This window comes from Bradyrhizobium sp. WSM1253, from assembly GCF_000244935.1.
GTDB lineage: Bacteria > Pseudomonadota > Alphaproteobacteria > Rhizobiales > Xanthobacteraceae > Bradyrhizobium > Bradyrhizobium canariense.
This window is the reverse complement of the sequence record NZ_JH600073.1, coordinates 4,735,889-4,748,933: the sequence shown is the minus strand read 5'-3', so window position 1 is coordinate 4,748,933 and position 13,045 is coordinate 4,735,889. Positions and strand designations below refer to the sequence as shown.

Sequence of the window (13,045 nt, the reverse complement as noted above, 5' to 3'; positions counted from 1 at the left end):
CACATGCTCGACAGGGATCAGATCGCCGCCGCTTCGCAGGTCCTGATCAAACATTGGCGCGACGGCACCAAGCTTGACGCGCTGGAGCCACCGTTGCGGCCTCAGAACCGCACCGAGGGTTACGCCATACAGGCCGCACTCAGCGGGACTTTGTTCGGCTGGAAGATCGCGGCGACAAGCGAGTCCGGACAGAAGCACATCAACGTCGCGGGACCGCTGGCCGGTCGGATCATGAGCGACACCGTGATCGCCGATGGCGGCACAGTCTCGATGAAGGGCAACGCGATGCGCGTCGGCGAACCTGAGTTCGCTTTCCGCATGGCGCGCGATCTGCCGCCGCGCGCGGCGCCGTATACTGTCGACGAGGTGCTCGCCGCCGTGGACAGCTTGCATCCCGCGATCGAGATTCCCGATTCGCGCTTTGCCGATTTCGCCAGCGCCGGCGAGGCGCAGCTGATCGCCGACAATGCCTGTGCGCATCTGTTCGTGCTGGGCGCGGCGACGAATGCGAACTGGCGTGCCATGGATCTCGTCGAGGAGCGGCCGCAGATCACGCTGCGTGGCCAGCGCTATCTCGGCCACGGCAAGAACGTGCTCGGCGATCCCCGCATTGCCCTGGTCTGGCTGGCCAACGAGCTGCGTGGCCTCGGCATCACCTTGCGGGCAGGAGAGGTGGTGACCACGGGCACGTGCCATCCGCCGCTGCCGATCCAGGCCGGCGATCAGTTTGTCGCGGACTTTGGCGCGCTGGGAAAGGTGGCGGTGGGGTTTGAATAGGTTCTTCCCCACTGTCGTCCTGGCGAAAGCCAGGACCCATACCGCGTGATCTACGCAAAGGGCAGAACGGTCGTTGCCGCGGTCTTCGTCAAACAGACTATCGCGGTAATGGGTCCTGGCTTTCGCCAGGACGACCAAAAACAAATTCGCTTATGATCACCGGTGCCCGAAGATCGAACTGCCCACGCGCACATGCGTGGCGCCGAGCATGATCGCGGTCGCATAATCCGCGCTCATGCCCATCGAGAGCTTCTTCAATCCATTGCGCGCGGCGATCTTGGCGGTCAGCGCGAAATGCGCCGCCGGCGGCTCGTCCACCGGCGGGATGCACATCAACCCCGAGATTGTCAGCCCGTAGGTGTCGCGGCAGCTCGCGATGAAAGCATCGGCCTCGCCGGGGGCGATGCCCGCCTTCTGCGGCTCCTCACCGATATTGATCTGGACGAACAATTCCGGGTGCTTGTCCTGGGATTCGATTTCCTTGGCTAACGCCTGGCAAATGCTCGGGCGGTCGACCGAATGGATGGCATCGAACAGCGCGACCGCCTCTTTCGCCTTGTTGGATTGCAGCGGGCCGATCAGATGCAGCGCGATATCGGGGTAAACAGAAGTTAACGCGGGCCATTTGCTTTTGGCCTCCTGCACGCGATTTTCACCGAATACGCGCTGTCCGGCGTCGATGACCGGGGTAATTGCATCCGCGGCGAAAGTTTTCGACACCGCAATCAGCGTCACGGAGGCACGTTCGCGCCGCGCATCCCTGCAGGCGCGCGCGATTTCGGCTTCGACCGCGGCGAGCGCGTTTGGTGAATGGCCGGTTAGCGGCGCGGCGTTGGCTTCAGTCATGATGTCGCATCGGAGCTGTTGTTGCGGAGCTAGTTCTAATTTTACCGAGTTCAAGAAAGAGTTTTTGAACCCTTTGCTTTACCTTAGCCGCGGGGTGGGCAGCGAAGATGGCAAACGTCAGTTTCAACCGCAAACGAGCGAAACTCAAGCAGGTTCTCGGAATCCGGGCGCGGCTTGCGTTGCTCGCGGTAATTCTGGTGACGCCTTTGATGTTCGAGCGCATCCGTTCGCTCGAAGACACGCGCACGCGGCAGATCGCGCAGGCCACGGCCGAATTCACCACCGTTGCAAGACACAGCGCCGACGCGCAGCGCGAGGTGATATCGTCGGTCGAGACCATCCTGAAATCGGAAGCTTTCATCCGCGCCTCCGTCGGCGGCATCAGCAAGAGCTGTGACGTGCTGCGCGCGAGCCTGCCGTCGAATCTTCCCTGGATCCGCACGCTTCTGATCGCCGGCCAGGACGGGCGCATCCAGTGCGCCACCAACAACATGTATGTCGGCCTCGACCTCGGTGACCGGCCGTACTTCCAGCAGGCGCAGGAAACCGGCCGCTTCGTGCTGAGCGACTTCATCCTGTCGCGCCCGGTGCCGACACCGACCGTCATGGCGGTCTACCCGGTGTCCGCCTTCAGCGGCGTAGCGGATGCCGTCGTGCTCGCCACCGTCAACCTCGACTGGATGTCGAAGGTCATGAGCAATCTGGGTGGCCGCGCCGGCATCACGGCCGTGCTGGTCGACAGCGCGGGCACCGTGCTGGCGGCACCGGCCGACCAGCATAGTGCGATCGGACGTCCGCTCGACAACATGCCGCTGATGTCCGCGATCGCCGACAAGGCGCTGAGGTCTGACCAGGACGAAGGTTCACTCTCCTTCCTCGCCGCGGACGGCTCCCGCCGCGCGGTCAGCTATATCCGCATCGCCGGAACCAATGCCCGCCTGATCGCCAGCATCGACGAGGACAAGGTGTCCGCGGCCGTGAGCCGCGACATCCGCACCGCCTATCTCCAGCTCGCTTTCGTCGTCGTGTTCGTGCTGCTCGGCGCGCTGATCGCAGCCGAGAAACTGGTGATCAAGCCGATCAGGATGCTCGCCGACATGGCCAAGCGTCTGGGCGAGGGCGATCTGTCGGCGCGCGCCGCGCGCAATCGCCTGCCATCCGAGTTCGTGCCGCTGGCCCGTGCGTTCAACGCGATGGCCGCGCAGCTCAGCCAGCGCGAACGCGAGCTGATGGCGAGCAACGACCGGCTCACGGTGATGGCCTCGATCGACATGTTGTCGGGGCTCGCCAACCGCCGCGGCTTCCAGAGCCGCCTCGACTTCGAATGGATGCGCGCGCAGCAATATGGCAGCGACCTCGCGCTGTTGATGATCGACGTCGATCATTTCAAGCTGTTCAACGACACCTACGGCCATCTCGAAGGCGATTCCTGCCTGACCAGGCTCGGCGAGTCGCTGTCCGGCATCGCCGCCGACACGATGGGCTTCGCGGCCCGCTACGGCGGTGAGGAATTCTGCCTGTTGCTGCCGAACACCGACATCGCGCGCGCCGTCGAAATCGGCGAACAGGCGCGCGCGGCCGTGCTGAAGCTGTGCCTGCCGCACATCACCTCCGACCACATGATCGTCACCGTCTCGATCGGCGTTGCCGCGACGAAGCCCAACGAGAGCTTGCGGCCGGGCGATTTGATCGAAGCCGCCGACGCCGCGCTCTACGCCGCCAAGCACCGCGGTCGCAACAACGTCGTCGAACACGGCATCATGGTGATCGACAACGGCGCGGCGGAAATGATGATGGCGGGTTGAGGGCTAACCCGCAGCCCCGGTGGCATCGAGCTCGCGCTCGGTGACCACGCGATTGCGGCCGTTGTTCTTGGCGAGATAGAGCGCGCGATCGCAGCGCTCGATGAGATCTGTGATCGGTCGAGATCGTCGAAGCTGGTGGCCATCGCAAGTCTTCGGGTCCTGGCCACCAACCTGGCATCGACCTCTTAATCACACCCCAATGGCGGCCGCACTATTTGCCCGGGACGGTCGCGAAGGTTCCCAAATTGCGGCAACCCATTGACCCCTTGAGGACTTCTATGGCCTAGTCCGCCGTCTTTAGCTGGCCCAGATCCACGAAAACCCAACGATTCCATGACCTCCGAACGCTACAACGCCCGCGACGCCGAACCGCGCTGGCAAGCAGCCTGGGACCAACAGGCGATCTTCGTCTCCAGAAACGACGATCCGCGGCCGAAATACTATGTGCTGGAGATGTTCCCCTACCCGTCGGGACGCATCCATATCGGCCATGTCCGCAATTACACGCTCGGCGACGTGCTGGCCCGCTTCATGCGCGCCAAGGGTTTCAACGTGCTGCATCCGATGGGCTGGGACGCTTTCGGCCTGCCGGCTGAGAACGCCGCGATCGAGCGCAAGGTGGCGCCGAAAGCCTGGACCTACGACAACATCGCCGCGATGAAGAAGCAGCTCCGCTCGATCGGGCTGTCGCTGGACTGGAGCCGCGAGATCGCGACCTGCGATCCCAGCTACTACAAGCACCAGCAGAAGTTGTTTCTGGACTTCCTGCGCGAAGGCCTCGCCGAGCGCGAAAAGCGCAAGGTGAACTGGGACCCCGTCGACATGACCGTGCTCGCCAACGAGCAGGTGATCGACGGCAAAGGCTGGCGTTCGGGCGCCGTTGTCGAACAACGGGAAATGAACCAGTGGGTCTTCAAGATCACGAAGTACTCGCAGGAGCTGCTGTCGGCACTGGATACGCTGGACCGCTGGCCCGACAAGGTGCGGCTGATGCAGCGCAACTGGATCGGCCGGTCCGAGGGGCTGCTGATCCGCTTCGCGCTCGACGCGGCGACGACGCCGGCCGGCGAGAGCGAGCTGAAGATTTTCACGACGCGCCCCGACACGCTGTTCGGCGCGAAATTCATGGCGATCTCGGCCGATCATCCGCTGGCGCAGGCGGCCGCGGCGAAAAATCAGGAGCTCGCCGAGTTCATCGGCGAGATCAAGCGGATGGGCACGGCGCAGGAGATCATCGACACCGCCGAGAAACAGGGATTCGATACCGGCATCCGCGCGGTCCATCCGTTCGATCCGAGCTGGAAGCTGCCGGTCTATGTCGCGAACTTCGTGCTGATGGAATACGGCACCGGCGCCATCTTCGGCTGCCCTGCCCACGATCAGCGCGACCTCGACTTCGTCAACAAGTATGCTCTCGGCAATACGCCGGTGGTGTGCCCCGAGGGCCAGGATCCGAAATCGTTCGTCATCACCGATACCGCCTATGACGGTGACGGCCGCATGATCAATTCGCGCTTCCTCGACGGCATGACCATCGATCAGGCCAAGGACGAGGTGGCGAAGCGTCTCGAGAGCGAGCTGCGCGGCAACGCTCCGGTCGGCGAGCGTCAGGTCAATTTCCGCCTGCGCGACTGGGGCATTTCGCGCCAGCGCTATTGGGGCTGCCCGATTCCTGTCATCCACTGTCCGAAGTGCGACGTGGTGCCGGTGCCGGATGCCGACCTCCCCGTGGTGCTGCCGGAGGATGTGAGCTTCGACAAGCCAGGCAACGCGCTCGATCATCACCCGACCTGGAAGCACGTGACCTGTCCGCAATGCGGCGGCAAGGCGCAGCGCGAAACCGACACCATGGACACCTTCGTAGATTCGTCCTGGTACTTTGCGCGCTTCACCGATCCCTGGAACGAGAACGCGCCGACGACGCCAGAGGTCGCCAACCGGATGCTGCCGGTCGACCAGTATATCGGCGGCGTCGAGCACGCGATCCTGCATCTGCTCTACAGCCGCTTCTTCACGCGCGCGATGAAAGCGACCGGGCACATCGCACTGGACGAGCCGTTCGCCGGCATGTTCACGCAGGGCATGGTGGTGCACGAGACCTACCAGAAGGCCGACGGCACCTACGTCCAGCCGGTCGAGGTGAAGGTCGAGACCGGCGCCAACGGCCGCCGCGCCACGCTGCTGACGTCAGGCGAAGACATCCAGATCGGTCCGATCGAAAAGATGTCGAAGTCTAAGAAGAACACGGTCGATCCCGACGACATCATCGAGACCTATGGCGCCGACGTCGCCCGCTGGTTCATGCTGTCGGACTCCCCGCCCGAGCGCGACGTGATCTGGAGCGATGAGCGCGTCCAGGGCGCCTCGCGCTTCGTGCAGCGGCTGTGGCGGCTGGTGAACGATTCCGTGGAACCCGGCAAGGCCGCGCCGGCGGCCCGGCCGGCCAGCTTCGGCCCGGACGCCACCGCCTTGCGCAAGGCCGCCCATGGTGCGCTGGACAAGGTCACCACCGGGAACGAACGGCTGCACTTCAACGTCTGCCTCGCCCATATTCGCGAATTCACCAATGCGTTCGCGGAGGTCTTGCAGCGTCCCGGCCAGCCGGCTCCAGATTTGGCTTGGGCGATCCGAGAGGCGAGCCAGATCCTGGTCCAGCTGTTCTCCCCGATGATGCCGCATCTGGCCGAGGAATGTTGGCAGGCTCTCGGCCACAGCGGGCTGGTTTCCGAGGCCAATTGGCCCCAAATCGAACGTGATTTGCTGGTTGAAGACAGTGTGACCCTGGTGGTTCAGGTCAACGGCAAGAAGCGGGGCGAGGTCACAGTTGCAACAGCGGCCGAGAATCCGGAAATCGAGGCTGCCGTTTTGGCCCTCGATGCGGTAAAACTGGCCCTGGATGGCAAGCCCGTCCGCAAGGTGATTATCGTCCCCAAGAGGATCGTGAATGTTGTCGGCTAGGATCCGCATCGCAGCCCGCTTGCTGGCGGTCGCCGCACTGGCGGCCATGACGGCCGGCTGCTTCCACCCGATGTATGCCGAGCACACCGACGGCACGCCCGGCCTGCGCGAGAAGCTGATGGGGGTCGATCTGCCCCCGATCTCCAAAGCCAATGCCTCGCGCGAGGCCCGCGTCGGCGTCGAGGTCCGCAACGCGCTGGCCTTCAAGCTCTATGGCACCGCCACCGGCATGCCGCCGACCCACCGCCTGGAGATCCGCTTCTCAAGCAGCAAGTCGTCGCTGATCGTCGATCCCAATACCGGCCTGCCGAGCAGCGAAAACTACGGCCTCGACGCCCAGTACAATCTGATCGAGGTCGTCAGCGGCAAGTCGGTAATGACCGGCACCACGTTCTCCCGCGTGTCCTACGACATGCCCGGCTCCTATCAGCGTTTCAGCCGCAACCGCGCAATACGTGATGCCGAGGATCGTGCCGCCAACGAGATCGCCGAGAACATCACGACTCGCCTCGCCTCGTTCTTCACCGCGGGCACTTAATTCATCCCGTCCCCCCGGTTCGCCCGGAATGACGAATCCCAGGCAACATGGTCGCGCTGCGCGGAAAAGAGATCGACGCCTTTCTCGCCCGCCCCGATGTGGGCCGTTCGATCATCCTGCTCTATGGACCTGACGCCGGCCTGGTCCGCGAACGCGCGGATGCGCTGATTGCCTCGGCTGTCGACGATCCCAACGATCCGTTCTCGCTGGTCAAGGTCGATGGCGACGAGCTCTCCGCCGAGCCGTCGCGCCTCGTCGACGAGGCCATGACGGTGCCGCTGTTCGGCGGCCGCCGCGCCATCCGCGTGCGCGCCGGCTCGCGCAGCTTTGCCAGCGCTATCGACACGCTGGCTGAGATGGGCGTGAAGGATTGCCGCATCGTGATCGAGGCCGGCGAGCTGCGCCCGGAATCGCCACTGCGCAAGGCCTGCGAACGCGCCAAGACGGCCGTCGCGATCGCCTGCTATCCCGATAGCGAGCGCGACCTGGCCAAGCTGATGGAAGACGAGCTCCGCATCGCCAATTTGCGCATCGCGCAGGATGCCCGCGCGGCGCTGATGTCGTTCCTCGGCGGCGACCGCCAGGCCTCCCGCAACGAGCTGCGCAAGCTCACGCTCTATGCCCATGGCAAGGGCGAGATCACGCTGGATGACGTGATGGCTGTCGTCGCCGATGCGTCGGAGCTGAAACTCGATCCGATCGTCGATGGCGCCTTCGCCGGCCGACCCGAGATCGTCGAGAACGAGTTTGCCAAAGCCATGATCGCCGGCACCTACCCCGGCGTGATCATCTCTGCGGCGCAGCGCCAGGCGGCGTGGCTGCACAAATCGGCGCTCGCGATCGCCGACGGCACGCCCGCTTCCGCCGTGCTCGACAGCGGCTATCCGCGCCTGCATTTTTCGCGGAAGCCCGCGGTCGAAACCGCACTGCGCAATTTCAGCGTGGCGCGGCTCGCCGCCATCATCGAGCAGCTCGCGACCGCCGCGCTCGACACGCGCAAGCAATCCACCCTCGCCGCCGCCATCGCCCAGCGCACGCTGATGGCGATCGCCGCGAACGCGAAGCGGCGGAGCTGAGCACGCCGCTCTGCCCCCCGTCATTGCGAGGAGCCCTTGCAACGAAGCAATCCAGAATCTCTCCGCGGAAAGATTCTGGATTGCTGCGCTCGCGATGACGAGGACGGTGCGTGCCCCTCATCCTGAGGAGCGCGCTCTTGCGCGCGTCTCGAAGGATGCAGGCCGGGCCCTCGCCCTTCGAGACGCCGCTCCGCGGCCCCTCAGGGTGAGGGTGAGAGAGCGGAACTAGCGGCTACAGTGCGCCCTTCGCCAGCCGCCGCATCACCTCGTCGAGCTGATCGAGGTTGCGGTAATTGATCTGCACGGAGCCGCCGGGGTCGCGGTGGCTCACCGTGACCTTCAGCCCGAGCGCATCGCTGACGCGCTTTTCCAGATCGATCGTATCAGGATCCTTTTCCTTCCCCCCGGTGCTGCGGGCCTTCTGCGGCTTGCGCTCCGGCACGCCCTCTTCATGCGCCAGCGCCTCGGTCTGGCGGACGTTGAGGCCTTCGTCGACGATACGCTTGGCAGCCGCGAGCGGATCAGGCACGCCGATCAGCGCGCGGGCATGACCAGCGGTCAGATCGCCGCTCGTGATCAAGGCTTGCACCTCGGCGGGAAGCTTCGTCAGCCGCATCATGTTGGCGATGTGGCTGCGGCTCTTGCCGACGACTTTGGCGATGTCGTCCTGGCTGCGTTTGAACTCGTTGGCGAGCGCGTGATACCCGAGCGCCTCTTCCATCGGGTTGAGGTCTTCGCGCTGCACGTTCTCGACGATCGCGAACTCCAGCGCATCGCTGTCGCTGATGTCGACGGGGACGATCGGCACTTCGTGCAGGCCGGCCATTTGCGAGGCCCGCCAGCGCCGCTCGCCGGCGATAATCTCGAAGCGGTCCTGCGCACCCTTCACCGGCCGCACCACGATCGGCTGGATCACACCATGCTGCCTGATCGAATCGCTGAGCTCCCTGAGCTCGCTTTCCGAAAAGCTGCGGCGCGGATTGCGCGGATTGGGCTTGATGAACTCGATCGGCACCTTGCGTTGTGCGCGCGGCCGATCGACATGCTGAGCCTCGCCGCCGACGTCACCGATCAGACTCGCAAGACCCCGGCCCAGTCGCGAACGCGCTTCGTCGGCCATCGCCAGCTCCCTTGGATTCACGCTGCAGCACTCCAGAACTGAATTATCGAAACTCGTAACTCGTAGGATGGGTAGAGCGAAGCGAAACCCATCCTGTTGGCGCGACCCATGATGGGTTTCGCTGCGCTCTACCCATCCTACAGATCAGCGCACCTTCAATGCGTCGTCCGCAGCTCGCGCTCGCGCTGGATCACTTCGGTGGCGAGCCGCAGATAAGCTTCGCTGCCGACGCATTTGAGATCGTAGACCAGCACCGGTTTGCCGTAGGACGGCGCCTCCGAGATGCGCACGTTGCGCGGGATCATGGTCTTGTAGACCTTCTCGCCCATGAACTGCCGGACGTCGGCAACGACCTGGTTCGAGAGATTGTTGCGCGAGTCGAACATGGTCAGCACGATGCCGTGGATCGACAGGTTCGGATTGAGCGTCGAGCGCACCTGCTCCACCGTCTGCAGCAATTGCGACAGACCTTCGAGCGCGAAGAACTCGCACTGCAGCGGCACCAGGATTGCGTCGGAAGCCGCCATCGCGTTCACGGTGATCAAGTTGAGAGAGGGCGGACAGTCGATCAGCACGTAGGTGTAATCGGCGTCGGGCGAGACGTTGTTGTTGAGCGCGCTGATCGCGTCGCGCAGCTTGTACGCACGACCGGGCGTGGTGCCGAGCTCGAGCTCGAGGCCGGAGAGATCCATGGTCGAGGGCGCGATATGCAGCCGCGGCACCGCAGTCGACACCACCGCTTCCCGCAGGCTCGCCTCGCCCACCAGCACGTCATAGGTCGAGCAGGAGCGGTTGCGGCGATCAATGCCGAGGCCGGTCGAGGCGTTGCCCTGCGGATCGAGATCGACGATCAGGACACGCTCGCCAATCGCCGCGAGCGCCGTGCCGAGGTTGATCGCCGTGGTTGTTTTTCCCACGCCGCCCTTCTGATTCGCCAGCGCCAGAATGCGCGGATGGCCCTGCGGGACGGCGGCGGTCTGTTCTTGCTGCGGTTCGTCAATCACGCTCATCGCAAATTCCCCACTCGGCCCCTGACGCCTCACCCGCGCCGTTCGACGGAAGCCAGCTCGACGATCCAACCGTCGCCTGTCCGGCTTTGGTGGAGCTGCGGCTGAATATTCCAATATTTAGTGGCTTCGGTCAATTCAGACTCTACATCTTGACCCTTGAGAAACAACGCTTTTGCGCCTTGGCGCATCAGCGGCTCCGCAAAGCCGATGAGTTGGTGTAGCGGAGCCAGCGCACGCGCGGTGACGCAATCGACCGGGCCGGTGATTCTATCCACATTATCCCCGATCTCAGCGAGATGTACGACTCCCGGGGATGTAGTTATGCGGACGGCTTCGCGCAGGAAGGCCGCCTTCTTGGCGATTCGCTCGACCAGATGGACGCTGGCCCCGGCCGTCCCCGCCATGGCGCAAGCCAGCACTATGCCGGGGAAGCCGCCGCCACTGCCGAGATCGGCCCAGCGTTTGGCCGATGGGGCGAGAGCGACGAGCTGAAGGGAGTCGGCGATGTGCCGGGTCCAGAGATGCGGCAATGTCGAGGGCGCAACCAGGTTGGTCTTGGCCTGCCACTCCCGGAGCAGTGCGATGTAGCGATCGAGCCGGGCCTCCGTTTCATGTGAAACGGGCGCAAGCTTGAGCGCCGCAATCTTGTCGGCTGCGATGACGGCGTCCAGCGATCGATGGTTGGCGCTGGCCTTGTCGATCTTCGGTCTGGTCGGCGCCGGTTCGAAGCGACCACCGGCGCCCTCTCCCGCCGAGGGTTTTCCTGATGACGATCTGCCGCCGCCCGGCCCGCGCTGTTTCACGTGAAACCTATGCGATCGCTTTGGACGTCTTCCGCGCTTCGCGGCGGAGATAGGCCGCAAGGATGCCGAGCGCGGCCGGCGTCATCCCGTCGATTCGGCCGGCTTGGCCAACCGTGAACGGACGTGCCTTCTCCAGCTTGGCCCGGACCTCATTGGAGAGACCGGGGACCTGCTGGTAGTCGACGTCCGACAGCACCATCCCCTCGTCCCGCCTGAAGGCTTCAACGTCGGCGCTCTGGCGCTCCAGATAGACGTCGTACTTCGCGTCGATCTCGAGATGGGCGGCAATGACGGGATCAATGGCAGCGAGCTCCGGCCAGATCGCACGGACCTGACTCCAGCCGATGTCGGGATAGGCCATCAGCTCGAAGGCCGACCGCCGCTGGCCGTCCCGGTTCAGGGACAGTCCATGCTTGATCGCTTCGTTCGGGGTGATCGTCAGCGACTTCGACAGCGCTCGAGCCGCATTCAGGGCGTCCATCTTGGCGCGATGATGCACGGTCCGGGCGCTCCCGACGCATCCCAGGGCGATGCCCTTCTCGGTCAAGCGCTGATCGGCATTGTCTGCGCGCAGGGTCAGCCGGTACTCGGCCCTGGAGGTGAACATCCGATAGGGTTCGCTGATGCCGCGGGTGACGAGGTCGTCGATCATGACGCCGAGATAGCCATCGGCGCGGTCGAACACGGTCAGCGCGGCGCCGCTCGCGGCCAATGCCGCGTTCAGCCCGGCCACGATGCCCTGGCCAGCGGCTTCCTCGTACCCCGTGGTGCCGTTGATCTGCCCGGCCAGGAACAGGCCGCGCAGACGCTTGGTCTGGAGGGTCGGATCGAGCTCCCGGGGATCGACGTGGTCGTATTCGATGGCATAGCCCGGCCGGACCATCTTGACCCGCTCCAGGCCGGGAATGGTTGCGAGGATGGCGAGCTGGACCTCCTCCGGCAGCGAAGTGGAGATGCCGTTGGGATAGACCGTGCTGTCGTCGAGCCCCTCCGGCTCCAGGAAGATCTGGTGACCATCGCGATCGCCGAAGCGAACGATCTTGTCCTCGATCGAGGGGCAATAGCGCGGTCCGGAGCTCTTGATCTGGCCGGAGTACATCGGAGAACGATGGACATTGGCCCTGATCACGTCGTGGGTCGCAGGCGTGGTGCGGGTGATCCCGCACTGGATCTGTGGCGTCGTGATTCGCTGGGTCATCACCGAAAACGGCTCCGGAGGCTCGTCCCCCGGCTGCATCTCGACCGCCGGCCAGTCGATCGTGGTGCCATCCAGACGCGGCGGTGTCCCTGTCTTGAGCCGTCCAAGGGTGAACCCGGCGCGCTCGAAGGACGTCGAAAGGCCCATTGCCGGCGCCTCGCCAACCCTGCCGGCCGGCCAGTTCTTCTCTCCGAGATGGATCAGACCGCGGAGGAAGGTGCCGGTGGTGACGACGACAGCCCCTGCCCGAAGTTCGCGGCCATCTGCCAGGCGCAGGCCGATCACCCGTCCCTCGACCACGATCAGCTCGTCCGCCTCGCCTTCGATGACGGAAAGACCCTCGGTCTCCCGGATCGCCGCCTGCATCGCGGCGGCATAGAGCTTCCGGTCGGCCTGGGCGCGCGGACCACGCACCGCCGGGCCCTTACGTCGATTGAGGACGCGAAATTGGATGCCGCCGGCGTCTCCGACCCGGCCCATCAGACCATCGAGCGCGTCGACCTCGCGAACCAGATGGCCCTTGCCGAGACCGCCAATCGCGGGATTGCAGGACATTGCGCCGACCGTGGAGAAACGGTGCGTCACCAGGGCGGTCGCCGCGCCCATCCGGGCAGAGGCAGAAGCGGCCTCACAGCCGGCGTGGCCGCCGCCAATCACGATGACGTCGAAGCTCTCTCGCTCTGTTCGCATGGGCGGACTTCTAACTCAGAGGCGGGCAAGCCGGAAGTGGAAACTGGTCAAGGCAGTTGTTTCACGTGAAACGGGGAAAGCGGAGCCCAAGTGTTTTCCGCGAAAACAACCCCATGCACAGTAGAATGGCCCTTGGAAAGATTACCATTTTTAGTCAGGGGAAATGGAGATTACGAAGGGAAAAGCGTGGTCCGTAGGTCGCAACGCCTGAGGACGGACGGTGA

At 64.4% G+C, this 13,045-nt stretch carries 10 protein-coding genes and 1 pseudogene; 5 read left to right on the top strand and 6 right to left on the bottom strand.

Annotated elements, in window-relative coordinates; all coding sequences use genetic code 11:
* The first annotated feature begins 3 nt into the window (after window positions 1-3).
* Window positions 4-777 (top strand): 2-keto-4-pentenoate hydratase, encoded by a 774-nt coding sequence (locus BRA1253DRAFT_RS23915; RefSeq protein WP_007598628.1) that lies wholly within the window; start codon window positions 4-6, stop codon window positions 775-777.
* A 156-nt stretch (window positions 778-933) separates the two neighbouring features.
* Here the strand turns inward: BRA1253DRAFT_RS23915 and BRA1253DRAFT_RS23910 are convergent, their stop codons facing one another.
* Window positions 934-1,623: a YggS family pyridoxal phosphate-dependent enzyme gene (locus tag BRA1253DRAFT_RS23910; RefSeq protein WP_007598627.1), complete on the bottom strand. Its 690-nt coding sequence runs from the start codon at window positions 1,621-1,623 to the stop codon at window positions 934-936.
* 107 nt (window positions 1,624-1,730) lie between these two features.
* Here BRA1253DRAFT_RS23910 and BRA1253DRAFT_RS23905 point away from each other — a divergent pair, with 107 nt between their 5' ends.
* Window positions 1,731-3,428, top strand: coding sequence for a diguanylate cyclase domain-containing protein (locus BRA1253DRAFT_RS23905; protein ID WP_007598626.1), 1,698 nt, complete (start codon window positions 1,731-1,733; stop codon window positions 3,426-3,428).
* A gap of 3 nt (window positions 3,429-3,431) precedes the next feature.
* On the opposite strand, the pseudogene BRA1253DRAFT_RS45335 reads toward BRA1253DRAFT_RS23905, so the two are convergent.
* Window positions 3,432-3,539: pseudogene (locus tag BRA1253DRAFT_RS45335) on the bottom strand (GGDEF domain-containing protein); the annotation flags it as partial.
* A gap of 222 nt (window positions 3,540-3,761) precedes the next feature.
* Here BRA1253DRAFT_RS45335 and leuS point away from each other — a divergent pair.
* From leuS to holA, 3 genes are read left to right on the top strand one after another with little or no spacing between them, the layout of a single operon-like run.
* Window positions 3,762-6,386 (top strand): leucine--tRNA ligase, encoded by a 2,625-nt coding sequence (gene leuS / locus BRA1253DRAFT_RS23900; protein ID WP_007598625.1) that lies wholly within the window; start codon window positions 3,762-3,764, stop codon window positions 6,384-6,386.
* Window positions 6,373-6,924 (top strand): LPS assembly lipoprotein LptE, encoded by a 552-nt coding sequence (gene lptE, locus BRA1253DRAFT_RS23895; RefSeq protein WP_007598624.1) that lies wholly within the window; start codon window positions 6,373-6,375, stop codon window positions 6,922-6,924. The genes leuS and lptE overlap by 14 nt, the downstream gene beginning before the upstream one ends.
* A gap of 47 nt (window positions 6,925-6,971) precedes the next feature.
* On the top strand, window positions 6,972-8,000 hold the full coding sequence (gene holA, locus BRA1253DRAFT_RS23890) for a DNA polymerase III subunit delta (protein ID WP_007598623.1): 1,029 nt from the start codon (window positions 6,972-6,974) through the stop codon (window positions 7,998-8,000).
* Window positions 8,001-8,232: 232 nt separating this feature from the next.
* On the opposite strand, the gene BRA1253DRAFT_RS23885 is transcribed toward holA, so the two are convergent.
* From BRA1253DRAFT_RS23885 to mnmG, 4 genes are all read right to left on the bottom strand, one after another.
* Entirely contained in the window at window positions 8,233-9,120 is an 888-nt protein-coding gene (locus BRA1253DRAFT_RS23885) for a ParB/RepB/Spo0J family partition protein (protein WP_007598622.1), read from the bottom strand.
* Window positions 9,121-9,275: 155 nt separating this feature from the next.
* A complete protein-coding gene (locus tag BRA1253DRAFT_RS23880) occupies window positions 9,276-10,130 on the bottom strand; it encodes a ParA family protein (protein ID WP_007598621.1) in 855 nt (284 codons plus the stop codon).
* A 29-nt stretch (window positions 10,131-10,159) separates the two neighbouring features.
* Window positions 10,160-10,933, bottom strand: coding sequence for a 16S rRNA (guanine(527)-N(7))-methyltransferase RsmG (gene rsmG / locus BRA1253DRAFT_RS23875; protein ID WP_007598620.1), 774 nt, complete (start codon window positions 10,931-10,933; stop codon window positions 10,160-10,162).
* A gap of 7 nt (window positions 10,934-10,940) precedes the next feature.
* Window positions 10,941-12,821, bottom strand: coding sequence for a tRNA uridine-5-carboxymethylaminomethyl(34) synthesis enzyme MnmG (mnmG, locus tag BRA1253DRAFT_RS23870; RefSeq protein WP_007598619.1), 1,881 nt, complete (start codon window positions 12,819-12,821; stop codon window positions 10,941-10,943).
* Between the last annotated feature and the right edge of the window lie 224 nt (window positions 12,822-13,045).